The following is a 26,249-nucleotide window of genomic DNA, read 5'->3' on the forward strand; positions in this document are numbered from 1 at the left end:
TTTACTCAAAACAATCCATACACGGCTTTCGGCCAAATGTATAGGTTAATGTTAACCCAGAAAAAACATACCAATCATCACTAAAAATATTTCCAAATTGAAATTCTTCAAAGTTTGACCCCACAGGGTTGCTGGCGTCTAAGTTATCGGTAAAGGTATATCTAGCACCTATTTCAGCCCCAAAAATAAGAAACTGATTGATACGATACTTAACCCCTGCCGTCATTGGTATGGCAAATGCACCATCTTTCTGTCCAATTTCTTGCAGAACACCACCATTAAAATATTCATAATTGTATCTAAAATAGGTGATACCTGTATATAAATAAGGAGTAAAAGCCGGTCCCAATTTATGAAGATTATACTCTACAAAGTTAAACTCAAGCCCGACAGAACCTTCTAAAACAGAATTATCAACCACATAACCTCTTTGCTGCCGTGCTGTTGAACTTGATTTATTGTCATTTGCTGTAAACTTACCATACATTAAGCTACCTCGCCATGCATACCTTTTACTTATATTCCATTTAAATAAACCACCAAAAGCAATATCGGAAGGTAAAATATAATTTGTTCTTCCCACATCGCTAATGGTATTAGCCCCACCTAAAAAAACACCTGCTTCATAGGTCTGCGCTTTAAGTCCGATAAACGAAAAAAGCAATATCACTAACGTTATATAACGCATAAATTATTTTTTACAATTATAACCCATCCCCATCAAAAATAGAAAATGAGATAATTTTCTTGTTCTCAAAAGATAAACAGCGATTAAGGTCATTTATTGTTTAAAACCAGGCTCAATTTCGCCTATCCTCGCCCCAAAGTAGCTTATTTCTTAGGGTCTTTAAAAAGCTTTCAGAAGTATACTCTATCATTTTAATAGTAAAGGGCGCCTTACTAATTGCAATTTCTTGTCCATTTTCTAACGAAGCAATTCTTGAATCTAAAGAAACCAAATGATTTTCTTCTCGACCAGATACTCTTAAACGTATTACAGTATCATCAGAAATTACAAGTGGTCTAGCATTAAGATTATGCGGTGCAATTGGTGTTAAGACCAATGATTTTGCAGTCGGCACAATTACAGGACCACCACAACTTAATGAATACCCTGTAGAACCCGTTGGTGTTGAAATGATTAATCCGTCTGCCCAATACGATGTTAAATACTCATTATTTAAATACGTTTCTACCGTTATCATCGAGGTAGTATCTTTTCTACTCACTGTAATTTCGTTAAGCGCGAAATTGAGATCACCAAATTCAACATCAAGCTCTTTAGTATTTAATTGAACTAAACTACGCTCTACAATAGTATAAGCCCCTTCTTTAAATTCCCGAACTACCTTTCTAACATCTTCTTTTTTAAAAGTGGAAAGAAAACCTAATCTACCAGTATTTACACCAACTATAGGTATACCTAAATCTTTAACAAATGTTGTTGCTCTTAAAATTGTACCGTCTCCACCAAAGCTAACGAACATATCGAAAGTGGAATTTAGCCCACTCGTCATTGTAAAAGTTGGAAAGGTTTTTGAAGATTCTAATTTACGATATAGCTCATAAAACTCTTTTTCTATGAATACTTCTGAAGGTTCTTTATGCAACTCATCTAACAACTCTACTAGATACTCTATTGCATTGTCTTGATATGTTTGCCCATATATAGCTACTTTCATACTATACATTTAGGTATTTATCTAAATAATCTGAACGCTCCTTAAGGTCTTCAAGAAACTGATCATCACTATTACCAAAAAGAATATGATAATTATACCTCCTAAAAGTCTGAACAACCTTATTAAAGTTCTCAGTGGTGATTTTTAAAGTAACTTGAATAATATCATTCTGTGTATCGGTAATAAAGCCTCCTAAAAGTTTTGCATTATTACTTTCCACAATTTGAGCAATTTGACTAAATGAATAATCTTTAATCCCTGTGGCAACAACAAGAATACTACCTGGGTCAGTAAAAAACGGAGTATCAATAAAAACAGTGACTATATCGGTAAGATCATAATAACCTACAACTTCTTCTTTTTCATTCAAAATAGGCAAAATATTGGCCTCATTTCGAGCAAATGCCTCTAATACATCAAGCCAATTGGTTTCGGCTCGAACAAAAAAGCTTTGTAGCTCATATCTAAACTCCTCAATTCTTGTACCTGGAAGTAATACCTCTGCATCAATTTCCGAGAAAACACCTAAAAACCTTCCTTCCTCTACAATAGCAACATGTGAGTAAGTTGTATCTTGAAAAAACTCCAATACTTTTTCAAAAGTATCCTTTATCTCAAATACAGGAATTGTAGTAATGACATGTTCTTGAATATGCATAGGCTTGATTATAACGCAAAATAACAATTAATAATATCAAAAGGCGTGCCTTATTCGTATTTTTGAAACTCTTAAAAGGTAAATAAGACATAATGACAAAACTTAGCGTTAACGTAAACAAAATAGCAACCCTTAGGAATGCCCGTGGAGGCAATGTACCTGATTTACTAAAGGTTTCAAAAGACTTAGAAAGTTTTGGCGCACAAGGCATTACCATACACCCAAGACCAGACGAACGTCATATTCGTTACAAAGATGCTAGAGATTTGAAAAATATGGTAACAACCGAGTTTAATATTGAAGGTAATCCAATTCCAAAATTCATCGATTTAGTCCTTGAATTAAAGCCAGAACAAGTCACTTTAGTACCCGACTCGATTGAAGCTATAACTTCGAATGCAGGTTGGAACACTATTAAGTATAAAGATTTTTTAACCGATGTTATCAAAACTTTTAAGCAAGCAGGTATACGCACCTCAATTTTTGTTGATCCCGACCCAATAATGATTCGTGGCGCAGCAGAGGTAGGTACAGACCGTATAGAATTATACACGGAAAGCTATGCCGCCAATTATGAGCTAAATAAAGAAAAAGCAATACAACCATTCATTGAAGCCGCTAAGAGTGCTACCGAATTAGGCATCGGAATAAACGCTGGCCATGATTTAAGCTTGGACAATATTGAATATTTTGCAAAAAATATCCCTAATTTACTAGAGGTATCAATAGGTCATGCGCTTATTAGCGAAGCATTATATTTAGGCCTTGATAATGTTGTGAACATGTATTTACATAGGTTAAAATGAAGCAAATTTTACATTCATTAATTATAGGAGAAGGCAAACCGCTATGCATTCTACATGGATTTTTAGGAATGCTTGACAATTGGAAAACACTAGGCACTGCATATGCTGAAAACGGATTTCAAGTTCATTTGATTGACCAACGTAATCATGGCAAAAGCTTTCATTCACCCGATTTTGATTATGACATACTTTCAGATGACCTACTAAATTATATGGATCATCATAAAATTAAAAGCACAATACTTATTGGTCATTCTATGGGAGGGAAAACGGCAATGCAATTTGCCTGCTCTCACCCCGAAAGAATAAATAAATTATTAATTGCCGACATTGCTCCAAAATTTTATCCACCGCATCATCAAACCATAATAGAAGGCTTAAACGCCATTGATACCAATAATTTGAAATCGCGAAAAGATGCAGACGACCAACTAACAAAATATATTTCAGATTTCGGCACGCGACAATTTTTACTAAAAAATCTATTTAGAAATGAAGATAAAAAATTGTGCTTCAGGTTCAATCTTGAGGTTTTGAGCGAAAAAATGGAAGAGATAGGCGACAATATTAATAGTACGGATTTTTACGAAGGACCAACACTTTTCTTAAGAGGTGAGCGATCTGAGTATGTAACAAAAAATGATATTGAAATCATTAAAAGGCATTTTCCAACGGCAACAATAGAAACTATAAGTAATGCTGGCCACTGGCTACACGCAGAAAATCCTGATGAATTCCTTGAAAAATCATTAACCTTTTTCAATCGAACAAAAAATTAAAACAATTAATCACACTTTAAATCAAATAGATATGAAACTAATTCTAAGAATACTTTTAAGTGCTTTATCCGTAATTATCTTAGCAAATGTTTTACCCAATGTTTCTGTAGATAGTTTTATGACCGCTATTATTGTAGCCGTTGTTCTAAGTTTACTGAATTTTTTAGTAAAACCAATTTTGGTAATTTTGACCTTACCTGTAACCATTGTTACCTTCGGCCTTTTCTTACTAATTATAAATGCTATAATTATTCTCCTTGCCGATAAGCTAATTGACGGTTTTACGGTAAGTAACATTTGGTGGGCTTTGATTTTTAGCCTACTGCTATCCTTTTTACAATCCATCTTCTTTTCATTGCTAAATGACGACAAGTCATAGTTGCTTTTGATTTGAAATTCAATACTTTAAAAAATTGGTTGACTTTGCAAAATATAGTATTTTTGCATCCCATTTTATACATGCAAATAGATAATAAGGAATGAATATTACGAAAGAGCAGATAGACGATTTAAATGCAGTAGTTAAAGTTGCTATCACAAAAGACGATTACCAAGATAAGGTAGATACCATATTAAAGGATTATAAAAAGCAAGCCAACATACCTGGTTTTAGAAAGGGTCAAGTACCTATGGGCCTTATTAAAAAACAATATGGCAAAGCAGTTTTGGTCGATGAAGTAAACAAATTGTTGCAAGACAACCTTAACAAATACCTTACTGAAGAAAAACTAGACGTTCTTGGAAATCCACTTCCAAAACAACAGGATAATTTTGATTGGGACCAAGATGAACTAGCTTTTGAGTTTGAATTGGGTTTAGCTCCAAATTTTGAGGTTTCATTGAAAACCAAAAAAGCGATAACTCAATATAAGATTGTTGCCGACAAGAAAATGATTGACGAGCAAGTAGAGCGTATACAAAAGCAATATGGTAAGCTTGTAAGCAAAGATGTAGTTAGCAAAAATGACGAAGTTAGCGGTACTTTCTTTAACGAAGCTGAAGAAATTGACAACAAGACCATGTTGGAAACCGATAAACTGAAAAGCAAAAAAGCTTTAGATGCATTGAAAGGCAAGAAGGTTGGTGATGTCATCACTTTAAAAACTAAAGGATTATTCAATGAAGACCATATGCTATCTAGTGCTTTAGGCATCGATAAGCAAAAAGCTGAATCTTTGGATACCGAGGTAACTTTTACAATTTCGGAAATAAATGAAAGAGAAGCTGCAGAGCTGAACCAAGAGTTATTTGATAAATTGTTTGGACCTGACAGTGTAAAATCTGAGAAAGAATTAAAAGAGCGTATTAAAGAAGATTCTGAAAAACAATTCGAACAACAGTCTGATCAAAAATTATTGAACGACGTTACAGAATACTTTATTGATAACACCAAATTTGAACTGCCAAGCGGTTTCTTAACCAAATGGATACAAATGACAGGTGAAGAGCCTTTATCTGAGGAGCAAGCGGTTGAAGAGTATGCAAAATCTGAAAAAGGATTACGCTACCAACTTATAGAAGGCAAAATTATTCGTGACAATGAACTGCAAGTTCAATTCGATGAGTTGAAAGAATTCTCTAAAGGATTTATTCGCTCGCAAATGGCTCAATTCGGTCAATTAGACCCAAAAGAAGAAGAATTAGACAGCATTGCTGCTCGAGTTCTTGGCAACCAAGATGAAGTAAAAAGACTTTCAGAACAATTGATGAGTCAAAAACTATTGAATCTTTATAAGGAAAAAGCAAACCTTAAGACAAAGGAAGTTACCTATGAAAATTTCGTGAAAGAAGTTTACGGATAATTCCAAACAATAAATTAAGTATCTTTACGGTGCCGGAAATGAAATTTTCGGCACCTTTTTTTACTCTAAAAAATAGACATACAATTTATGGATTACGGAAAAGAATTCAAGAATTTCGCAATAAACGATCAAGGTATTAGCAGTACATATTACGACACAATAATGAGCAGCATGTACCCAACAAACATGACGCCTAACATTATTGAAGAAAGGTCTATGAATGTTGTTGCCATGGATGTTTATTCGCGTTTAATGATGGATCGTATCATATTCATGGGTACGGGTATCAATGATCAAGTTGCAAATATCATTCAAGCACAATTATTGTTTCTAGCAAGTGTTGACGCTAAAAAGGATATTCAAATTTACATCAACTCTCCTGGAGGTAGTGTATATGCAGGTTTAGGTATTTATGATACTATGCAATTTATTACTCCTGATGTTGCTACTATATGTACAGGAATGGCCGCTTCAATGGGTGCTGTTTTATTATGCGCTGGTGAAAAAGGAAAACGTAGTGGCTTACAACATTCTCGTGTTATGATTCACCAACCAATGGGTGGTGCTCAAGGGCAAGCGAGTGATATTGAAATTACCGCAAGAGAAATCTTAAAGTTAAAAGATGAATTATATGAAATCATAGCTCAGCATTCTAACACCGATATTGAAAAAGTACGTGATGATAGTGATCGTGATTACTGGATGAAAGCTGACGAAGCCCTTAAGTATGGAATGATCGATGAAATTTTGGTAAGGGATAAGAAATAATTCCGACTACTTGAATCAAATAAATAAATGAATTTTAAACCAAAAACGATTTTCAATCGTTAAGGAATAGAATAGAGAAGTAAGATAATGGCAAAGGAAAATTTAGAATGTTCATTCTGTGGTAGAAAAAAACCAGAAACCAATTTATTGATTGCAGGTCTTGACGCACACATTTGTGACCGTTGTATAGAGCAGGCTCACGGCATTGTTGCTGAAGAATCAAAACAAACAAAGACAAATGATCTTTCTTCTGAACTAGTCTTAAAAAAGCCTCAAGAGATTAAGGAGTTTTTAGACACCTTTATTATTGGGCAAGAACGAACAAAAAAAGTGATGTCGGTAGCTGTTTACAATCACTACAAAAGATTACTTCAACCATCTTCAAAAGAAGATGACATAGAGATTCAAAAAAGTAATATTATAATGGTAGGGCAAACCGGTACAGGTAAAACCCTAATGGCAAAAACTATTGCGAAATTACTTAATGTACCATTGGCTATAGTAGATGCTACAGTGTTGACAGAAGCTGGTTATGTAGGTGAAGATGTAGAAAGTATTTTAACACGTCTTTTACAGGCAGCAGATTACAATCTTGAAAAAGCTGAAAGAGGTATTGTATTTATTGACGAAATAGATAAGATAGCTCGCAAGGGTGATAACCCATCGATAACTAGAGATGTATCTGGTGAAGGTGTACAACAAGGGCTTCTAAAATTATTAGAAGGCACTGTTGTTAATGTTCCACCTAAAGGTGGAAGAAAACATCCTGATCAAAAATTTATCGAAGTCAATACTGAAAACATACTATTCATTGCTGGTGGAGCATTTGATGGTATTGAACGTGCCATTACAAAACGTTTGAATATGCAAGCTGTAGGTTATAGTGCTTCAAAATCTGACAACTTTTTGGACACCACCAATATGTTACAATATATAATACCTAGAGATTTAAAAGAATTCGGACTTATACCTGAAATTATTGGTAGACTTCCTGTTCTTACTCATATGAATCCGCTAGATAAAAAGACGTTAAGAGCAATCTTGACAGAACCTAAAAATGCAATCATTAAACAGTACGAGAAACTGTTTGCAATGGATAATATTACTTTTACCATCACTGAACAGGCATTAGACTATATTGTTGATAAGGCAATTGAATACAAGCTTGGTGCTAGAGGTTTAAGATCTTTATGTGAAGCAATCTTTACAGATGCAATGTTCGAGATGCCAAGTACAGATGATACGACGTTCAAAGTAACAAAACCTTATGCTGAAGAAAAGTTATCTTACGATACCGTAAAAAAGTTAAAAGCAGTTTCTTAAATAAGACCCTGAATAATATATAAAAAAAGCGTGGATATTCATCCACGCTTTTTTTTAGGTTCTAATCTTATATTTTACACTAGACCACTTTCTTAATTTGTGGTGCTATTTGTGTTACCTCTTGTAATAAATCTAAACATACTTTCTGTATGATTTTCTCATCAGAATAAAGTGTATGCCCATAATTGGAAACAACTTCCATGTCAATACCTAATCTAACAGCCCAATCATCACTCGGCTTAAATACGTCATTTTCACCATATACCAATTGAAATGGCACATTTGGCCTTTCATTTTTTAAACGAATTCTAGTAGCCGAAACACTATAAAATGATTTAACTGGCAATCCATTTTTTGCAGCTTCCCAAACAATAGTTGCACCCGTACTAAAAGCTAGATAATAACAAGGTTCTTTCTCTTTTTTCAACAAATGAGAAACAGCTGTATCAATACCACCATTAACAAAAGCACTATGAACATTTTCTTCTGACTGTACCAATAGATCCAGGTTGGCCAATTGTTGACTATCATAAAAAGTAATATCAAAATACTGTTGAAGGTATCCTAAATATGAAGTAATCCACAAACCTTTCTTAGCGCCCCACATATCTGAAACAATCACTAATTTCTGTGCCATAATAATCGTATTTTATAGTTTGGTTAAGTTTTCCTACAGCAAGTTGGATTTTTAGCTGCACATATCACTATTTAATTGTTTACTCGTATAAAATTATCGTTGTAGTCCCTTTTATTAAGAATTCTAATGATAAAAAGCAACAATTGAAATAGCTCTTAACCAGGTTTTTAACCAATATAAAGTTAATTCAACTATTGAGCCAAAATAAAAGTATGTTGTGATTAGACTAAAAAATAGTGTGTATGGGGCAAATTACCCGTTCATTAGCAAAAGCTCTTCTAAATAATCACGTTTATTGGAAAGTCTTGGTATTTTATGTTGACCACCAAGTTTATCATTTGCCTTTAACCAATCATAGAATAAGTTTTTACGGGCAATATGAACCAAGGGTAGGTTTAAGGTGATATTATTAAGCCGTTTTGCCTCGTAATCTGAATTGAGTGATTTCAAAGCATTGTCAAATACATTAACAAACAAATTAAAATCTTTTGGCAAGGTTCTAAATTCCATAATCCACTCATGAGCTCCTTTTTCTTTATCGACCATGAAAATAGGTCCGGCAGTATAATCGATAATTTCAGCCTCGGTTTTAGCACAAGCTATTTTCAATGCTTCCTCGGCATTTTCAATAATCAACTCCTCACCAAAAACATTGATATGATGTTTAGTACGCCCAGTAACCTTTATTCGATATGGACTTTTAGAAGTAAACCTAACAGTATCTCCAATTTTATAACGCCATAGGCCAGAGTTGGTCGTGATGATAATTGCATAATTTTTCTCTAGTTCAATTTCCCATAACGGAATCGCTTCTTGCTCTATTGTGCCATAAACATCCATCGGGATAAACTCATAAAAAATACCATAGTCTAACATGAGTAAAAGATCTTCCTTATTATTTCTATCTTGAATAGCAAAAAATCCTTCTGAAGCATTATATATTTCATAATACCTAAAATTATCATTTGGAAGTATTTTTTTATACTGTTCTTTATATGGGTTGAAGTTTACACCGCCATGAAAGTACACCTCTAAATTTTCCCATACTTGAAATAAATTCTCTTTTCCTGTTTCTTCTAAAACTTTATTCATCAAGACCAACATCCATGATGGAACACCTGCAAGGCTAGTTACATTCTCTTGTACACTTTCATGAATAATGGCCATCAGCTTACTTTCCCATTCACTCATCAAAGAAACCTTATTACTAGGTGTACTGCTGTATTCTGCCCATAAAGGCATGTTATCTATAAGAATGGCAGACAGATCACCAAAAAAAGAGCCATTGTCCTCGTAGAGCTCTTTACTACCCCCTAATCGAAGACTTTTACCCGTAAACAATTGTGAATTTTCATTATTGTTTAAATAAAGGCATAGTAAATCTTTGCTTGATTTATAATGGCAGTCCTCTAATGCTTCACTACTAACGGGAATAAACTTACTTTTTGCATTAGTGGTTCCACTACTTTTCGCAAACAATTTCACCTTGGTAGGCCAAAAAAGATTTTGTTCACCTTTTCTAGTACGTTCAATTATTGGTTCAATTTCTTCATAAGACACGATTGGCAAACGTTCTTTAAATGTGTTATATGATTCAATAGAATCGAATTCGTACTTTCTACCAACTTCTGTGTCTTCTGCAAATTCGAGCAATTGCAGTAAAACTTCTTCTTGAACCTCTTCTGGGTACTTTAAAAAAAGTTCTATCTGATGATAACGCTTCTTCAACAGCCAAGAGGCAATGGAATTAAATAAAGTAATTGGCATTTATCGGTATCTTTGTGTTGCTAAAAATAGCGTATCTAAGTATCATTTTCAAATTGACCATACAATAAGCAGATTAAACATGCAATACGAAGGAGTACTAAAAAAAATGCAAACAGAAATTGGTCATCCAATACAATATTATATGCTGTTTGAATCAGATTTTCTAAATGTAAATCAAGTCCTCGATAAAAATCTAAAAATAGAATTTATAAAATTTCAATGTCTAAACTGCGGAAATGACAGACCTATTTATAGACAAGGTTTTTGTAAAACATGTTTCTTTGAAATACCCTCTGCGGGAGATTGGATTATGCGCCCAGAATTGAGCACAGCCCATTTAGACCAAGAAGATAGAGATTTAGCGTATGAGAAAAAAGTACAATTGCAACCACACATTGTTTACTTAGCCAATTCAAGCAACGTTAAAGTTGGTGTTACCAGAAAAGGGCAAATACCCACAAGGTGGATTGACCAAGGTGCTCATGAAGCTATTGAAATCGTAGAAGTACCCAACAGGTATCTTGCAGGTATTACAGAAGTAGCCTTAAAAAATCATGTTGGCGACAAAACAAATTGGCGCACTATGCTAACCAATAATATTGTAGATGAGAATCTTTTAGAATGGCGTGAAAAATTAAAGCAATACATTCCTGAAGAAGCTCTTCCTTATTATTTAGACAATAAAAGTGAAACCCAGATAGAGTTCCCGGTATTGAAATATCCCACTAAAGTCAAAAGCCTTAATCTTGATAAAACACCTTTATATGAAGGTAAATTAAAAGGAATAAAAGGGCAGTATCTTATATTCGAAGATAACACTGTATTTAATATTAGAGGTAGTGAGGGTTATTATGTAGGCCTTACAGTTAATTAACTGTATCTTTTTTCTTTTTACCTAGCAAACCACCTAAAATATCTTTCGCTTTTTCTTTTACTACTTCCTTCTCGTTCTTGGCAGGAACTGAGTCTTTATTAACCGCTGTACTATCTTTTGGGTTTTTGATAGCAAGTATTCCGCCTAAAATATCCTTAGCCTTTTGTTTATTTGAAGTTGTATCTTTTTTAATTGAATCTGATTTAGCTTGATTACCGCTTAAAATACCCCCTATCAAATCCTTAGCCTTATCAGTGCCTTTATTAATAAGCTTCTGCTTTTCGATCTCCACCAACTTCGTGGTCAATTGCTTTATGCCTGAGGTTAAATCTGTGGTCACTTGAGGACTATTATATACCCCTCCAATATTTGCAATAACAGGTATGGTCAAATTTTGCAAAGCTGAATCATCAATTCTAGCAATTAATTTGGTAATGTCAGAACCTAGATATTTTGCAGGAACCTGTAACGTAGCTTTATAGTTTAACTTCTTATCAAAAGTATGGCTCCCATCAACATTTATAGCGATATCCTTATAATTAATCGTAAATGGTTTTACGGTAACCAGACCATCTTTAAAAGAAAGAGATGTTTTTAATTCCTTAAGATTTAGTTCTTTTAAGTCGATAAAATTCAATTTTGAAACTAAAGCATTTAGAAGTGGAGCAGATTCCGTATTAATCTCATCGGTAGCTATATCTGCAAAAAGGTCTCCGCTTAATGATAATAGATTAGGTAATAAATCATCTGTTAAATTCCCCGATAATGAAATATCCGAAGTCAACTTCCCTTTCAATATTTGTGCAATAGGCGCTAATGACTTAAATAATTCAACTGACTTGAACGTTTCTTCAATGCCTAATTGGTTTAAATCTAATTTCATGGCGAAGGTCGGAATCTCACCTCTAGTTGAAACCTCACCGTTAAAAGCCATTTTACCCCCAAAAAGACCAGAGGTCATATTGCTCAATATAGCCGTTTCGTCTTTTATCATCAAAATTCCAGTGACATCACTTAAAACAATATCATCGTACAATACTTGTTTTGCATTTGCATTAATGGTAGCATCAAGAAATGAAGGTATCTTAATTTTCTCTTCTTTGACGACTACCCCACTTTCACTATCGTTCTTTTCTGTTGGTGTTGTGGTTTCTACTTCAGCTACCATGAAATCATTCAAAGCAAAGGTGTTCGATTTTAAATTAAAATAACCTTCCACCTTTTCATCATTAAACATAAACCCTAAAAGGTTATTAATAGTTCCGGTAACATCAAAATCAGTTTTACCTGTAGTACCGTTTAAACTATTTAATGCGACAGTTTTCGGATTAAACGTTAAACTTGCCTTATTAAATTTAACAGGATTAGCAAGTTCCTCAGAATTATATTCAAAGTTAGCAACACTTAATTCTCCAGTTGTATTCGTTTTTTCATATTGCTTTTTTTCAACGGAAGCCATATCGAAGGCTGTTGTAATATCTGCTTTCAAAAGGCCTTTTAAATCATACCCGGCTGGTACAGGATATGCTTTAGAAATATTAGCCAAGTTCATTACCCCATCTACATGAGCTTTTACTTTAGTATTACCCATAAGCTCGGTAATATTAGATGTAAGGTTAAACTTGTCTTCATCTATCATAAATGAAGCTTTGTTTATATCTACATACGTATCTTCTGTAATACCAGTTTTGTTATTCAATTGAATATCAAAAAAGACATTACGCACCGCTTTAGGTAAATCTGGATATTTGAAAGATGCATTATCAGATTTAATGTCAATATTAAATTTAGGAATATGGGTATCGTCTACAATACCATTAAAATTACCATTAACTATAAAATCACCAGTGGTAGTAACACTTTCAATATTCTTAGAATAGATTTCTGGTATTACACCCAAAAAGTTTTTAAAATCTGAGGAAGGAGTTTTAAACGTTAAATCTATTTCTTGATTGTCGTCATTAACAATAACAAAACCATCAAATACTAACGGAAGCTGATTTACTAGTGCTTCGTTCTTTAAAAAAGAATATTTATTTTGATTTAAATCTATGCCGATTAAAGCATCCAATTGTACCTTGTTTCTATATAGGTAATTTACACTATCCATTTCAAACGAAACCAAAGCATCGGTATGTGTGTCTAACTCTGATGTTGCCAGGGACAAATCACCTGTTCCTTTATGTTGAAAATCATCTAACTTAAAAGTTATGCCCGTAGACTTATCTATATAATAAATTCTTGAGTTTGAGATTTCATATGATTGTAAATCAAAAGAGAAACCATTGGTACTAATAGGTTCTGCAACCGTTGTATTTTCAGAAGCTACATCAATATCATAATTAGCGTTCTCATCTTTATCAACGACTACATTCATCAATGCACCTTCTAAATAAATATTATTAATTACAATAGCATCTTCGGTCCCTTTAAACAATTGCATAATACCCATAGTTAAATCTAGTGTGTTGGCCTTAAACAAAGTATCGCCCTCAAAAGGAGCTTTATTGATTAAAATCACATCTTTAAATTTCACCTCTGCATTAGGAAAACTGCTAAATAAACTCAAATCTGTTTCTGAGAAATCTAGTGTAGCATTCACATTCTTATTGACATTATTTTTTATAATATCACCAATTTTTGCCTCTAAGAAAAAAGGCGCGGCAATTAGCACTGCTATTATCAACAATAGAATTACACCTACAATTTTCAATATTTTCTTACCCATATTTATACTGCTTTATTTTATGCTATTGTTCTAATATATCTAAGTCCAATTCTTCATTTGGTTTCAGATCAAAACGTTTTCTCATTATATATACGAAGAAATAGAGAAAAGGAGTGTCAAAGAATGCTATAAAAATTTTAAAAAGAAATCCGCTTACCACTAGTCCGAAAAATAATTCCCATGGTAGTACTTTGAAGACACATAACAGTCCCACAACGGTAAACGTATCAAGAAATTGTGAAAGAAATGTAGAAAAATTATTACGCAACCATAGATACTTTCCTTTGGTCAATCTTTTCCAAAAATGATAAATGGCAACGTCTACATATTGCGCTAATAAATAGGCTATCATTGAGGCTAATACTGCTATTGGTGATAACGCAAAAACCTGAGTAAACGTTTGGTCGCCTATTGGTGAAGTGGGTATTGCAGGCACAACCTCTGCTAGCAAAATAATACTCATTGAAAAAAAAGAAGCGAAAATACCGGCAGTGACGATCTGATTCGCCATTTTTCTACCATATATTTCAGAGATAAGGTCAGTGATCAAAAAGGTTATGGGATAAGGTAAAATACCAACGGAAACCTCAAAAAGCGAAACTCCAAAAACAGTAAAATCACCAAACGGATTCCAATAGAAAAATTTTTGAAAAATAAGATTCGATACTACTAAGGAGGTAATAAACAGCGCCCCTAAATACAAATAAATACGTTGTGCCAGTCTCCTATCCTTTAACGTCATCGTTTACTTGATATCCAAAGCAAAAGGCATTCTTGCCTGTATGCCTTTTTGTTCTTTGAAAGACTTTAATTCTTTAAGTATCATATAAGCTTCATCGCCAATTTCATTTTTCAGCAGATTATCTTTTAATTGTACACTAGCCCCTTCTAAATCTTCCATAAAACGCTCAAAACCACTTTTATATCTAGGAAACTTTTTAACCCCATAAGACTTTAAGGAAGCGATTTCAGCAGCAGCAGCAATAGCGTCATCTAAGCTCCCTAATTCGTCTACCAAACCAATTTCTAAAGCCTCAGTACCGCTCCAAACACGACCCTGAGCCACACTGTCTACTTGTGCCATCGTCATATTACGACCTTCAGATACACGCTGTAAAAATGTTTGATACGTATCTTCAATACTCTCTTGAATTTGATTTTTAAAACTTTCTTGCATCGGTTCGAATAAAGAATAATCAATAGCATTTTTATTGGTACCAACCTGTTCTGCATTTATTCCAATATTATCAGCCAACTCGGTCATATTCGGTACAGTACCAAAAACACCAATAGAACCCGTAATTGTGGTTGGCTCAGCAAAAATCCTATCTGCACCTGCAGCTATATAATAACCGCCAGATGCAGCTACGTTACCCATAGAAACAATAACTGGCTTTACTCTTTTAGTTAGTGCAACTTCCCTCCAAATAATATCTGAAGTCAAAGCGCTACCTCCCGGCGAATTAACCCTTAATACAATAGCTTTAACACTTTCATCCTCTCTTGCTTTAATTAAAGCCTCATTAATAATTCCTTGTCCTATGATATTTGGACCACCTTCTCCATAAAAAATTTCTCCTTGAGCAAAGACAACGGCAATCTTATCATCACCGGATTTCAATGTTTTCTTATTGGAATATTTCACATAATCATCTAGTGTACTAATGTTGATCTTATCCTCATTTTTTAGAGCTAGGGCATTAGACAATTTATTTTCATACTCATCGTAAAAAGCAATATCATCTACAAGACCAGATTTTTTTGCATATTTAGGTGTTCTGCCCCCTAATGTGTCAGCTATACTATTTAAATCAGATTCTGAAATACCTCTTGTATTTGAAATATCGGTAACCATAGAATTCCACAGCGATTGAAGCAATGACGTCAATTGACTTCTATTGGCCTCACTCATGTTATTTTCTAAATAAGGTTCTACTGCGCTTTTATATTTACCATGGCGAATCACCTCCATTTTAACACCTGATTTTTCCTGCAGTTCTTTAAAATAAAGCACTTCAGTCGAGAGTCCTTTAAAATCTAACACACCTACAGGGTTCATAAAAATCGAATCTGCCACACTTGCTAAATAATAATCGCGCTGCATATAAAAATCTGCATATGCATAAATAAACTTACCATTAGACCTAAAGTCTTCTAACGCCCCTCTAATGGCTTGCGTTTGAGCCAAACCAGCAATAATAAAGTTGTTATTAATGCTAATACCTTTTATACGGTTATCATTTTTAGCCACTTCAATAGCATGTAAGATTTCATCTAAACCTTGTGATTGTTCAAAAATACCAGCAAATGGATCAAGCTCATTGGTGCCAGTATAATCTGAAATTGGACGCTGTAACTGAAGCTCTAATATCGAATTCTCTTTCACAGCAACAGTATCTTCTCCACTACTTACAAGCGTGACAAATATTAAAAACATAACGAATACGATTCCAAAAGCGAACAGGGAACCTAAAATAGACGCTAAAAAATTTCTCAAAAAATTCATGTAAATCTTTCTTTTAAATAGTTAACAAAGATAACCAATGTGAATATGTTTTAGTTATTTTGTTCCAATATTATGGGAGTGTACAAAACAGCATATTTATCTATTGGAAGTAATTTAGGTAACAGGGAACTTCTTTTACAAAAAGCTATTTTCGAAATAGGCAGTAAAGCCGGAGAAATTAGGCAAGTCTCTGCTATTTACGAGACTCCGTCATGGGGTTTCGAAGGTGAAGATTTTTTAAACGCCTGCATAGAAATACAAACGTTACTTTCTCCACAAGAATTGTTATCCAAACTATTGACAATTGAAACGTATTTTGGAAGAATAAGAACCGAAAGCAATAGTTATCAGAGTAGAACACTAGATTTAGATATAATCTACTATGAGCATGATATTATTGAAACAGAAACCTTAACTGTTCCGCACCCAAAACTGCAAGACCGTAAATTTATTCTCAAGCCATTAGCTGATATTACACCTCAATTCTATCATCCTATATTAAACAAGGATACAAGAAATTTGCTGCAAGAATGCCAAGATAAAAGCATCATCACCAAACAACTTAATAAACTTTTCAAAAATCGACATTCGCTTTTTGCCAGTTTTAATTATTTGGCCATTGAAGGTAACATTGGTGCAGGAAAAACAACATTAGCTACAAAAATTTCTGATGAATTTAATGCCAAATTAATATTGGAACGATTTGCCGAAAACCCGTTTCTACCAAGTTTTTACGAGGATCAGGCAAGGTATGCTTTTCCGCTAGAGATGTCTTTTTTGGCCGATCGTTATCAACAATTTACAGAAGACACCAATCAGCTTGACCTCTTCAAAAGCTTTATGGTGAGTGATTATGACATATACAAATCACTAATTTTCGCAAAGGTCACCTTACAGCAAAACGAATTTGAACTTTACCGAAAAGTATTTAATTTCATGTACAAGGAGGTTAAAAAACCAAGAATATACGTTTATCTGTATCAAACCACAGAGCGACTTTTAGAGCAAATAAAAAAGCGTGGTAGAGATTATGAACAAAATATTGAACTCTCTTACCTAGAACGAATAAATAGAGGTTATTTTGACTTTCTAAAGACCTACCCAAAAGAAAATCAATTAGTTATAGATGTTAGTGATTTAGATTTTGTAAGTCATAATAGGGATTACGAAACCATTTTAACTAAGATTGAAGATTTTGCATTATCATCACTATAGTGCAAAATATTGTATGATTTCTTGCGTAAATGAAAAGGATTCACTTTATTGCAACAGCACAAGTGCAACTAACTAACTCAAACTATACTTGAAAACCTGGTCAATGACCAGGTTTTTTTATGCATTTAATTTATTCCAGCAATCCCAAACTACAACCCCAACACTTACCGAAATATTTAAAGAGTGCTTTGTTCCAAACTGGGGAATTTCTAAAATCTCATCACTTGCTGAAACAACATTTTGTGCTACACCTTTCACTTCGTTACCAAAGATCAAAACCTGTTTTTCATCCTTCGCGGGAATATATTTATTTAATTGAGTCGCATTCTCAGCTTGTTCTACCGATATCACATGACATCCTTCAGTTTTTAACTTCTCAACTAAATCAATAGTCTCAGGCACATACTCCCAATCAACACTTTCAGTAGCACCCAAAGCAGTTTTATGAATATCTTTATGGGGAGGCGTAGCGGTTATGCCGCACAAGTATATTTTTTCAACCAAAAAAGCGTCTGCTGTTCTAAAAACCGAACCTATATTATTCAAACTGCGAATATTGTCTAAAACAATAATTATCGGAGTCTTACCAGCAAGTTTAAATTCTTCTACACCCTTTCTATCTAGCTCCTCATTTCGTAGTTTTCTCATGCTTTATTTTAATTTTCTAATGATAATTTAATGTGATAAACTTATCGGCAAATATCAACAATGATTTAAAATCGATGGATAAAATCATACTTTCGTGTAGATACAAAATTAATGAGATAAAGATAAAGTGGCGGATAAAAGCAAGATAAAAAAGGTAACCCCTTTAATGAAGCAATACAATACCATCAAGACCAAATATCCTGATGCGTTATTGCTTTTTCGAGTAGGTGATTTTTACGAAACCTTTGGTGAAGATGCCGTTAAGGCTTCTCGTATTTTAGGAATCATTCTTACCTATAGAAATAATGGTGGTGAACGAACAGAATTAGCCGGATTTCCCCATCATTCATTAAACACTTATTTACCGAAATTGGTAAAGGCAGGGCTACGTGTTGCGATTTGCGATCAGCTCGAAGACCCTAAACAAACCAAAACGATTGTTAAAAGGGGTGTTACTGAATTGGTAACCCCTGGAGTGGCAATGAATGATGATATACTTCATTCAAAGACTAATAATTTTCTGTGCGCAGTTCATTTTGGAAGAAAAAAAATTGGAATTTCTTTAGTTGATATATCTACAGGTGAATTTTTAACATCGGAAGGTGGTGAAGAACAAATCGATAAACTATTACAGAATTTTTCCCCTAATGAAATTTTAATATCTAAAGCCCATAAAAAAGAATTTACCGAAGTATTTGGCAAAAACCATCATTTATTTTATTTAGAAGATTGGGTATTTCAGGAAGATTATGCTTTAGAAAACCTTACTTCACACTTCAACACCAAAACATTAAAAGGATTCGGTGTTGATCATTTAAAATGTGGTGTTATTGCATCTGGTGTTATATTACATTATTTAGGAGAAACGCAGCATCGCCAATTACAGCATATTTCAAAATTGCAGCGAATCGCCGAAGATGATTATATATGGATGGATAGGTTCACCATAAAAAATTTAGAACTATACCATTCAACAAATATAAATGCCGTCACTCTTTTAGATGTCATTGACAAAACTATCTCCCCAATGGGTGGGCGAATGATAAAGCGATGGCTTGCTTTACCACTTAAAAATCTAGAAAAAATAAAAAGAAGACAACAGATAGTTTCTTTTTTATATAATGAAGACATAGTTCTAGAAAAATTTCAACACCACATTAAGCAGATGGGCGATTTAGAACGCTTAATTTCTAAAGTGGCCACAGGCAAAGTCAACCCTAAAGAAGTTGTTCAGCTTAAAAACTCACTTGAAGCTTTAATACCAATAAAGCAATTGGCAACTGCTTCTAAAAATGAATCTTTGGCTTTAACCGGAGACCAAATTCAATCTTGCGATTTATTAAGAGCAAAAATTAAAGAAATGCTTAGCGAAGAGGCCCCAGTAAATATTTTAAAGGGCAGTACTATCGCAAAAGGGTTCTCTGAAGAATTAGATGAGCTAAGAGGGTTGGCCACTACTGGTAAAAATTATTTAAACAGCATGCTAGAAAGAGAGACTGCTGCAACTGGCATCACCTCTCTTAAAATAGCTTCTAACAATGTTTTTGGGTATTACATTGAAGTAAGAAATACGCACAGGGACAAGGTTCCCGATACATGGATTCGCAAGCAGACCTTAGTTAATGCAGAACGATATATTACTGAAGAGTTAAAAGAGTATGAAGCAAAAATACTAGGCGCAGAAGATCGCATCTCAACATTAGAGCAACAACTATTTTCTCAGTTGGTTGTTTGGATGCAAGAATATATTGCCCCAGTTCAAAACAATGCTTACCTAATAGCGCAACTTGACTGCCTTTGTGGATTTGCTCAATTGGCTAAAGAGAATGCATATAATTGTCCGGAGTTAAATGACTCTACTGATTTACAAATTACCGATGGAAGGCATCCAGTTATTGAGAAACAACTGCCTTTAGGTGAACAATATATCACCAACGACCTACAGTTAGATAGATCTAACCAGCAGTTTATAATGATTACCGGACCAAACATGAGTGGTAAATCAGCATTATTGAGACAAACAGCTTTAATTGTTCTTCTTGCACAAATGGGAAGTTTTGTACCTGCTGAAAGTGCTAAAATTGGGGTGATTGATAAAATATTCACTCGAGTTGGTGCCAGCGATAATATTTCGATGGGCGAATCGACCTTTATGGTTGAAATGAACGAAACCGCATCAATACTTAATAACCTTTCTGAACGTAGTTTGGTTTTATTAGATGAAATTGGAAGAGGAACAAGCACTTACGATGGTATTTCAATTGCTTGGGCCATTTCAGAGTATCTTCATGAGCACCCTTCCAGAGCAAAAACGATGTTTGCCACCCATTACCACGAACTTAATGAGATGACTCATACGTATAATCGTATTAAGAATTTCAATGTTGCCATAAAGGAATTAAAGGATACCGTTCTATTTCTTAGAAAATTAGTTCCTGGTGGCAGTGAACATAGTTTTGGTATTCATGTAGCAAAAATGGCAGGTATGCCGCAACAAGTAATTCAAAAAGCGAATAAGATTTTAAAAAAGTTGGAAAATAAACAGGTGAATCAAGAAATTGGTGATCAACTTAAAAACACTTCCAACGAAATGCAATTAAGTTTTTTCAACTTAGATGATCCATTATTAGAAGAAATTAAGGAAGAAATTACGCATTTAGACATTGACACCCTTACTCCGGTAGAGGCATTAATGAAGTTAAATGAAATTAAAAGGCTGTTAACCAAGGACAAGAAGGCGACATCATAAAATTTTTTATTCTTTTGCTCATTTTTACTTTGGTTTTTACAGAATTGTATTAAATTTGCACCCGCATCTTTTAAGAGATGCACGTTCATTAACTTGCGAAAATAGCTCAGCTGGTAGAGCGCCACCTTGCCAAGGTGGAGGTCGCGGGTTCGAATCCCGTTTTTCGCTCAGAAAATGTTGCTGGTCAGCATTTTTTATTTAAATGCCAAATATGCTCGAGTGGTGGAATTGGTAGACACGCCGGACTTAAAATCCTGTGCTCTTTGGGGCGTGCGGGTTCAAGTCCCGCCTCGAGTACCAAAGCCCTTGTTAATCAATTGATTTTCAAGGGTTTTTTTATTTTAATCTATTTCCTAAGATTAACCTAGGTACTTTTTAATTTAATAGAACTTAAAGTCATTCGGTATTTATTACCTTTAATCTTGACTTTAATACATGCTCAGAAAAATCATTAAAATTTTAGGCACATTAAGTCTAGTACTCGTACTAGTGATTTTGACCTGCAATTTTATTATTTCAAGCACCACTGAAGACAAAACCTATTCTAACATTAATACTATACCCCCCAATAGGGTAGGACTTGTACTAGGGACTTCTAATAGAATATCTAACGGTTCTTCAAATCCGTATTATACCTATCGCATAGATGCAACAGTAGCGCTATTTAAAGCTGGCAAAATCAAATTTATTTTAGTGAGTGGTGATAATGGTAGCATTTATTACAATGAACCAAATACCATCAAGAAAGATTTAATAAAAGCGGGAATACCAGAAGAAATGATTTTTTTAGACTATGCTGGTTTTAGAACTCTAGACTCTATGGTTCGGGCAAAATTTATTTTTGGACTTGACAACGTTACCGTAATCTCACAGAAGTTTCATAATGAGAGAGCAATATATATTGCAGAACAAAAAGGATTAAAAGCTATAGGTTTCAATGCCCAAGACTTATCTACCTCACAAGGATTCAAAGTTCATTTTAGAGAATATTTAGCACGGGTAAAAGTTTTTATCGATATGATATTAAACACTCAGCCAAAATTCTATGGAGCGACCATTGAAATAAAATAAACATTACCACTTAACCTAAATAGTTTACATTTATTGGAGCAACCAAACCATAAATTGTGTCAAAACTTAAAATCATCTTAAGAAATTTAGGGCCAGGACTTTTATTTGCAAGTATGGCAATCGGCACCTCCCATTTAGTATTATCTACAAAAGCAGGTGCACAATATGGTTGGGTTATGGTAATACCCATTATTCTAGCTAACATCCTCAAATATCCATTTTTTGAATTTGGAGTGCGGTATACCAGTGTTACCAATAAAACTCTAATTGAAGGATATCTGCATCGCGGCAAAGGCTATTTATGGTTCTACGCAGGAATCACACTACTAACCACATTTACAATTTTAGCAGCACTATACACGGTTACTGCAGGTTTATTCATTAATCTGTTTAACATTACGAACACTTCTATTTCAACTGTAGCACTAGGTTTGTTTTTGACTATAAGTACAATTCTAATTTTTGGAAAATACAAATTTTTAGAGATTAGCCTAAAGTTTGTGGTAAGCATTCTCTTTATCGCATTGCTCACCACAACAGTCTTAGTGCTAATTCAAGGTCCTGTCGCCCATATTCAAGATTTTAAACCAACACCCATTTTTAATGAGGTTGGCGTACTTTTCTTAATTGGTTTAATGGGTTGGATGCCAACCACGGTTGAAGCATCTAGCTGGATTAGTTTATGGAGTATTGAAAAATGGAAAACTCAAGATAAACCAAGCTTAAAAGAATCACTTCAGGAGTTTAATATCGGATATAGCATCACTGCCATTCTAGCAGTTTTTTTTATGATTATCGGTTGGTTCACTTTATACGGAACAAACATTCAGCTTAGCAATAATGCGGTAAGTTTTGCCGACCAAGTAGTTTTATTATTTACTGAGCATATTGGTTCTTGGGCGTATATTTTCATTGCAATTTCTGCTTTTGCCACAATGTTCAGTACATGTCTGACTGCCCATGATGCATTAACCAGGGTAGGTCTAGACATTGCCTCTCTATTGAATCCGAAAACTAAAATATTCAGTACTAAATTAGCATTTGGCATAGGGGTGCTAATTTTAACCATTATCAACTTTATAGTCATTGCAACATTTAGTGCAAATATGGGCAAGCTGGTGGCTTTAGCTACTTTTGTTTCATTCATAGTAGCTCCTATTATCGGCTATATGAATCTAAAGAATGTGACTAGTAATGACTTGGCTCAAGAATTTTGGCCTGGAAAATATCTCAAAATGCTAACTTATTTTGGAATTGTATTTTTGTCGTGTTTTTCGTTGTATTATTTTTACATCGTAATATTCTAAATAGGAACTATTAACATCAATCTACAACCACAAATAAAGTACGTTCGTTTTGTTTATGAAGAAAATCTAAACAATATGCTCCATTAGTACAATTGTTTTTAATCATCTCCTCACCATAACCAATTGCCTCAACAATATTATTAGAGGATAAACCATTCTTTAATAAATAATCTTTTATAACATTAGACCGGTCTTGTGATAGTTTCTTATTATAAGAATCACTACCTCTACTGTCTGTGTACGTTTCAATTTTTAACCTTAACTGAGGAAAACGCGATACTGCATCAACAACCTTATTCAATTCAGCTTCTACTTGTGCATTCAAAATAGCTTTTCCTTTGTCAAAATAAAATTTATCAAGTTTTAAAATAGTTTTGTCTTCACTTTCCAAAACGAAATCTTCAAACCTAGCAAGCCCTAACGTATAAGAAATTGTTTGAATCTCTTCCATATCTTCTTCTGAATAGGATGTTGAAAAAATTGAATATCCATCTTTTAAAGCCTGTATAGTCACCTGTTTTTGCCAAGGAATTTCAATTCTAAAATCACCTGTCGCTACAGAACTCACTTCCTTTAACAATTCACCCTTATCGTTTAACAACCTTACTTGCGCACCACTTACCCCATTTTTTTTCTTTAAGTCAACAACCTTTCCACCTAAAGAAAATGTCTTTAAACCAGGTAAATTCTTTAATGTAAACCTATAAAGATCATCTCCACCTTTACCTCCCTTACGATTAGATGAGAAATACCCTGAAAAACTTTTATTCTCATTCTGCTTAATTATAAAACCAAAATCATCAGATATTGAATTTATACCCTCACCAAGATTAACAGGTATGGTATACGAATCATTTCCTATTATACTTGATTTATAAACATCCATTCCACCTAATCCGTAAAAAACATCAGAAGAAAAATAAAGACTTCCTTCAAAGACAAAAGGAGCAATTTCATTTCCTGGTGAATTAATTCTCGGACCCAAATTTATAGGCGCAGACATTATTTGCCCGTTGTTTGTATATACATAATACAAATCGGTACCACCATAACTGTCATCGAAATTAGCAGCAAAATATAATCGCTCAGACCTGTCATCGAAATATGGATAATAAAAAGATGTACTTAGATCTTTTAATATAAATCGAAATCGTCCCGTATCGGTTAACGTACCAATAGCCAATGCGTTTTTGCCATTTTCATCATATCTAAGCTCATCATCTTCAGTGTTTGACAGAATATAGAAAAAAGTTGATAATTTATCAGAATAGAAAGGGGTCGACTTATGAAACTTTGTTGCGGGTATTTTATCAAAAACCTCAACATCCGTCAATTCATTATTAGCATTTAGTTTACCGAAATAGATATCTAAATATGATTCTCCTGAAGGTTCATAAACTTTTTTACTTTTTTGTATTCTACTACTACTAAACAACAAACCGTTTTTATAAAAAGCAGGTGAAAAATCTCCTTGCGGACTATTTATAGCTACATTTTCAATAACACTATTATCACTTTCTTTAGGAATTTCTAAAAGACTATAATTAAACTCTGCGTTCTCTAATAGCTCTGGTGACAACATATCAGCTTTCGACCTTAAAAAAGTCTTTATCCTATCTCTCTCTGAGTTTTTAGATATACTTTGAAGCATTTTATTAAATCGATTGACCGACATAATTGTATCATTCTTATTCACTTCTAAATAAAGTTCAGAGGCATTATCAAAGCTTCCGATATTAAAATAAGAATCGGCAAGGTTTAATAACTGATGGTTCGTTAATGGATATTTTTCCATTTCACTTCTATACTCGGTTATTGCTTGTTGGTATTGATAGCTATAATATAGATTATCAGCTTTAGATTTTTTATCCTGCGCTGAAACCATCAAGGGAACAAAAACTAGTAATACTATGATTAATTTAAATCTCATGTTAGTGCACTTTAAAAGAATCGAGGTGAATCAATTTGTTTAGGTTTACCTTTTGCATTTTTATCATTGCCATCCTTTGTACTATTAGCTCCTTCCCTACCTAAATAGAATTTAAGAATAATCTCATGTGACCCATTATTAAACTCGCCAAGTAAATTGGTATTATAATCATATGAATACCCTACAAATAATGAGTTTGAAACTTGAAGACCTGCCAAACCACTAAATGCATTCTCGATACGGTACGACACACCAGCAGTAAATACGTCTGAAATTAAAAAATTACTAGATAAGTTTGCGTTAATCGGAGAGCCTTTAAGTGTATTTATTAAGAAAGCTGGTTTAAATTTTAGATTATCTGAAAGGTCGAAAACATAACCTCCAATTAAATTGAATTGAAGCTTATCTTCAACTATTGAAGCCACTTCGTCATTGTATACACCTTCAGTTAAAAAATTCGGAACTGAAGCCCCAAGATACCAATTATCTGAATATAGAAAAGCACCAGCACCAACTGTTGGATAAAACTTGCTTAGCATTTCACCATTAAGGTCTTCACCAGGGTTCTCAAAAGTACCTTTTGTAAAGTCAACATTTAAAAATGACCCACCTGCATCAATACCAAAAGACAATTTTGTCTCATCGGTTACCATTATCTGATATGAATAAGAAATATCAGCATAGGTTTGAGAAACTGGCCCCAATTGATCACTTATGACATTAAGACCTAGACCTACTTTCTCATTTTTAAAGGGCAGGTTAGCTCCGAATCTAAATGTTCTTGGCGCACCAGGTATATCTATCCATTGAGCTCTGTAAAGTCCAGATAATTCTGGTGTCTCAACTGTTCCGACATAGGCTGGGTTAAAACTACCTATATTATACATATATTGAGTGTACTGCGGTTCTTTCTGCCCAAATGCATTGAAGCCTAACAGAGAAAATAGCAAAAGCGCTACAGTATAACTCGATTTATTAAAGTTATAATCCATAATTTAT

The 26,249-nt window shown here is 33.9% G+C and carries 22 protein-coding genes and 2 tRNA genes; 13 read left to right on the plus strand and 11 right to left on the minus strand.

Annotation, left to right across the window (positions count from 1 at the left end; genetic code table 11):
• Position 1: 1 nt before the first annotated feature.
• From porG to BMY56_RS09940, 3 genes are all read right to left on the minus strand, one after another.
• Positions 2–688, minus strand: coding sequence for a type IX secretion system protein PorG (gene porG, locus BMY56_RS09930; RefSeq protein ID WP_091623420.1), 687 nt, complete (start codon positions 686–688; stop codon positions 2–4).
• Between the two features lie 112 nt (positions 689–800).
• Positions 801–1,682, minus strand: coding sequence for an NAD kinase (locus BMY56_RS09935; RefSeq protein WP_091624446.1), 882 nt, complete (start codon positions 1,680–1,682; stop codon positions 801–803).
• A 1-nt stretch (position 1,683) separates the two neighbouring features.
• Positions 1,684–2,340, minus strand: a complete 657-nt coding sequence (locus tag BMY56_RS09940; RefSeq protein ID WP_091623423.1) for a CBS domain-containing protein — start codon at positions 2,338–2,340, stop codon at positions 1,684–1,686.
• A gap of 92 nt (positions 2,341–2,432) precedes the next feature.
• On the opposite strand from BMY56_RS09940, the gene BMY56_RS09945 reads away from it, so the two are divergent.
• From BMY56_RS09945 to clpX, 6 genes are all read left to right on the plus strand, one after another.
• On the plus strand, positions 2,433–3,146 hold the full coding sequence (locus tag BMY56_RS09945; protein ID WP_091623425.1) for a pyridoxine 5'-phosphate synthase: 714 nt from the start codon (positions 2,433–2,435) through the stop codon (positions 3,144–3,146).
• Positions 3,143–3,925 (plus strand): alpha/beta fold hydrolase, encoded by a 783-nt coding sequence (locus tag BMY56_RS09950; RefSeq protein ID WP_091623428.1) that lies wholly within the window; start codon positions 3,143–3,145, stop codon positions 3,923–3,925. The genes BMY56_RS09945 and BMY56_RS09950 overlap by 4 nt, the downstream gene beginning before the upstream one ends.
• A gap of 31 nt (positions 3,926–3,956) precedes the next feature.
• A complete protein-coding gene (locus BMY56_RS09955; protein ID WP_091623432.1) occupies positions 3,957–4,304 on the plus strand; it encodes a phage holin family protein in 348 nt (115 codons plus the stop codon).
• A gap of 100 nt (positions 4,305–4,404) precedes the next feature.
• A complete protein-coding gene (gene tig / locus BMY56_RS09960) occupies positions 4,405–5,727 on the plus strand; it encodes a trigger factor (RefSeq protein ID WP_091623435.1) in 1,323 nt (440 codons plus the stop codon).
• Positions 5,728–5,814: 87 nt separating this feature from the next.
• Positions 5,815–6,495: an ATP-dependent Clp endopeptidase proteolytic subunit ClpP gene (clpP, locus tag BMY56_RS09965; protein WP_091623437.1), complete on the plus strand. Its 681-nt coding sequence runs from the start codon at positions 5,815–5,817 to the stop codon at positions 6,493–6,495.
• Between the two features lie 87 nt (positions 6,496–6,582).
• Positions 6,583–7,818 (plus strand): ATP-dependent Clp protease ATP-binding subunit ClpX, encoded by a 1,236-nt coding sequence (gene clpX, locus BMY56_RS09970; RefSeq protein WP_091623440.1) that lies wholly within the window; start codon positions 6,583–6,585, stop codon positions 7,816–7,818.
• A 79-nt stretch (positions 7,819–7,897) separates the two neighbouring features.
• Here the strand turns inward: clpX and BMY56_RS09975 are convergent, their stop codons facing one another.
• A complete protein-coding gene (locus BMY56_RS09975) occupies positions 7,898–8,455 on the minus strand; it encodes a hypothetical protein (RefSeq protein ID WP_091623442.1) in 558 nt (185 codons plus the stop codon).
• Positions 8,456–8,707: 252 nt separating this feature from the next.
• On the minus strand, positions 8,708–10,222 hold the full coding sequence (locus BMY56_RS09980) for a GH3 auxin-responsive promoter family protein (RefSeq protein ID WP_091623445.1): 1,515 nt from the start codon (positions 10,220–10,222) through the stop codon (positions 8,708–8,710).
• Between the two features lie 79 nt (positions 10,223–10,301).
• Here BMY56_RS09980 and BMY56_RS09985 point away from each other — a divergent pair, with 79 nt between their 5' ends.
• Positions 10,302–11,096 carry a DUF2797 domain-containing protein gene (locus BMY56_RS09985; RefSeq protein ID WP_091623448.1) on the plus strand — a complete coding sequence of 265 codons (795 nt, stop codon included), beginning with the start codon at positions 10,302–10,304 and terminating at the stop codon, positions 11,094–11,096.
• Here BMY56_RS09985 and BMY56_RS09990 read toward each other — a convergent pair.
• Genes BMY56_RS09990 through sppA form a run of 3 tightly spaced genes read right to left on the minus strand, consistent with a single transcriptional unit; the run spans position 11,089 to position 16,330 of the window.
• Positions 11,089–13,824 (minus strand): AsmA-like C-terminal region-containing protein, encoded by a 2,736-nt coding sequence (locus tag BMY56_RS09990; RefSeq protein ID WP_091623450.1) that lies wholly within the window; start codon positions 13,822–13,824, stop codon positions 11,089–11,091. The two genes, BMY56_RS09985 and BMY56_RS09990, sit on opposite strands and share 8 nt — an antisense overlap.
• A gap of 22 nt (positions 13,825–13,846) precedes the next feature.
• Positions 13,847–14,566: a queuosine precursor transporter gene (locus BMY56_RS09995; protein WP_091623453.1), complete on the minus strand. Its 720-nt coding sequence runs from the start codon at positions 14,564–14,566 to the stop codon at positions 13,847–13,849.
• Between the two features lie 3 nt (positions 14,567–14,569).
• Entirely contained in the window at positions 14,570–16,330 is a 1,761-nt protein-coding gene (sppA, locus tag BMY56_RS10000; RefSeq protein WP_091623456.1) for a signal peptide peptidase SppA, read from the minus strand.
• 72 nt (positions 16,331–16,402) lie between these two features.
• On the opposite strand from sppA, the gene folK reads away from it, so the two are divergent.
• Positions 16,403–17,545: a 2-amino-4-hydroxy-6-hydroxymethyldihydropteridine diphosphokinase gene (gene folK / locus BMY56_RS10005; RefSeq protein WP_091623459.1), complete on the plus strand. Its 1,143-nt coding sequence runs from the start codon at positions 16,403–16,405 to the stop codon at positions 17,543–17,545.
• 117 nt (positions 17,546–17,662) lie between these two features.
• Here folK and BMY56_RS10010 read toward each other — a convergent pair whose 3' ends face one another.
• Entirely contained in the window at positions 17,663–18,193 is a 531-nt protein-coding gene (locus tag BMY56_RS10010; RefSeq protein WP_091623461.1) for an RNA methyltransferase, read from the minus strand.
• 166 nt (positions 18,194–18,359) lie between these two features.
• Between BMY56_RS10010 and mutS the strand changes: the two genes are divergently transcribed.
• The 5 genes from mutS to BMY56_RS10035 all read left to right on the plus strand — a co-directional run bounded on the left by mutS (position 18,360) and on the right by BMY56_RS10035 (position 23,320).
• Positions 18,360–20,942, plus strand: a complete 2,583-nt coding sequence (gene mutS, locus BMY56_RS10015) for a DNA mismatch repair protein MutS (RefSeq protein ID WP_091624448.1) — start codon at positions 18,360–18,362, stop codon at positions 20,940–20,942.
• 95 nt (positions 20,943–21,037) lie between these two features.
• A tRNA-Gly gene (locus BMY56_RS10020) sits at positions 21,038–21,110 on the plus strand.
• Positions 21,111–21,155: 45 nt separating this feature from the next.
• Positions 21,156–21,242 (plus strand) — tRNA-Leu (locus tag BMY56_RS10025).
• 135 nt (positions 21,243–21,377) lie between these two features.
• Positions 21,378–22,013 (plus strand): SanA/YdcF family protein, encoded by a 636-nt coding sequence (locus tag BMY56_RS10030; protein ID WP_091623464.1) that lies wholly within the window; start codon positions 21,378–21,380, stop codon positions 22,011–22,013.
• Positions 22,014–22,069: 56 nt separating this feature from the next.
• Entirely contained in the window at positions 22,070–23,320 is a 1,251-nt protein-coding gene (locus BMY56_RS10035; protein WP_091623467.1) for an NRAMP family divalent metal transporter, read from the plus strand.
• Between the two features lie 16 nt (positions 23,321–23,336).
• Here BMY56_RS10035 and BMY56_RS10040 read toward each other — a convergent pair whose 3' ends face one another.
• Together BMY56_RS10040 and BMY56_RS10045 are read right to left on the minus strand one after the other, a co-directional pair.
• Entirely contained in the window at positions 23,337–25,250 is a 1,914-nt protein-coding gene (locus BMY56_RS10040; protein ID WP_091623469.1) for an OmpA family protein, read from the minus strand.
• Between the two features lie 11 nt (positions 25,251–25,261).
• Positions 25,262–26,242 carry a PorP/SprF family type IX secretion system membrane protein gene (locus tag BMY56_RS10045; protein ID WP_091623472.1) on the minus strand — a complete coding sequence of 327 codons (981 nt, stop codon included), beginning with the start codon at positions 26,240–26,242 and terminating at the stop codon, positions 25,262–25,264.
• Positions 26,243–26,249: the final 7 nt, after the last annotated feature.

It is taken from the genome of Maribacter orientalis, assembly GCF_900109345.1.
Classification (GTDB): domain Bacteria; phylum Bacteroidota; class Bacteroidia; order Flavobacteriales; family Flavobacteriaceae; genus Maribacter; species Maribacter orientalis.

Bases quoted from the DNA above. Each gene is read 5' to 3' on its own strand.
- BMY56_RS09945 (WP_091623425.1), top strand. From the start codon at position 2,433: ATGACAAAACTTAGCGTTAACGTAAACAAAATAGCAACCCTTAGGAAT.
- BMY56_RS10030 (WP_091623464.1), top strand. From the start codon at position 21,378: ATGCTCAGAAAAATCATTAAAATTTTAGGCACATTAAGTCTAGTACTC.
- sppA (WP_091623456.1), bottom strand. From the start codon at position 16,330: ATGAATTTTTTGAGAAATTTTTTAGCGTCTATTTTAGGTTCCCTGTTC.
- BMY56_RS09940 (WP_091623423.1), bottom strand. From the start codon at position 2,340: ATGCATATTCAAGAACATGTCATTACTACAATTCCTGTATTTGAGATA.
- BMY56_RS09985 (WP_091623448.1), top strand. From the start codon at position 10,302: ATGCAATACGAAGGAGTACTAAAAAAAATGCAAACAGAAATTGGTCAT.
- clpX (WP_091623440.1), top strand. From the start codon at position 6,583: ATGGCAAAGGAAAATTTAGAATGTTCATTCTGTGGTAGAAAAAAACCA.
- BMY56_RS09950 (WP_091623428.1), top strand. From the start codon at position 3,143: ATGAAGCAAATTTTACATTCATTAATTATAGGAGAAGGCAAACCGCTA.
- BMY56_RS09990 (WP_091623450.1), bottom strand. From the start codon at position 13,824: ATGGGTAAGAAAATATTGAAAATTGTAGGTGTAATTCTATTGTTGATA.
- BMY56_RS09975 (WP_091623442.1), bottom strand. From the start codon at position 8,455: ATGGCACAGAAATTAGTGATTGTTTCAGATATGTGGGGCGCTAAGAAA.
- BMY56_RS09995 (WP_091623453.1), bottom strand. From the start codon at position 14,566: ATGACGTTAAAGGATAGGAGACTGGCACAACGTATTTATTTGTATTTA.
- folK (WP_091623459.1), top strand. From the start codon at position 16,403: ATGGGAGTGTACAAAACAGCATATTTATCTATTGGAAGTAATTTAGGT.
- BMY56_RS09935 (WP_091624446.1), bottom strand. From the start codon at position 1,682: ATGAAAGTAGCTATATATGGGCAAACATATCAAGACAATGCAATAGAG.
- BMY56_RS09980 (WP_091623445.1), bottom strand. From the start codon at position 10,222: ATGCCAATTACTTTATTTAATTCCATTGCCTCTTGGCTGTTGAAGAAG.
- BMY56_RS09955 (WP_091623432.1), top strand. From the start codon at position 3,957: ATGAAACTAATTCTAAGAATACTTTTAAGTGCTTTATCCGTAATTATC.
- BMY56_RS10045 (WP_091623472.1), bottom strand. From the start codon at position 26,242: ATGGATTATAACTTTAATAAATCGAGTTATACTGTAGCGCTTTTGCTA.
- tig (WP_091623435.1), top strand. From the start codon at position 4,405: ATGAATATTACGAAAGAGCAGATAGACGATTTAAATGCAGTAGTTAAA.
- BMY56_RS10040 (WP_091623469.1), bottom strand. From the start codon at position 25,250: ATGAGATTTAAATTAATCATAGTATTACTAGTTTTTGTTCCCTTGATG.
- clpP (WP_091623437.1), top strand. From the start codon at position 5,815: ATGGATTACGGAAAAGAATTCAAGAATTTCGCAATAAACGATCAAGGT.
- mutS (WP_091624448.1), top strand. From the start codon at position 18,360: ATGAAGCAATACAATACCATCAAGACCAAATATCCTGATGCGTTATTG.
- BMY56_RS10010 (WP_091623461.1), bottom strand. From the start codon at position 18,193: ATGAGAAAACTACGAAATGAGGAGCTAGATAGAAAGGGTGTAGAAGAA.
- porG (WP_091623420.1), bottom strand. From the start codon at position 688: ATGCGTTATATAACGTTAGTGATATTGCTTTTTTCGTTTATCGGACTT.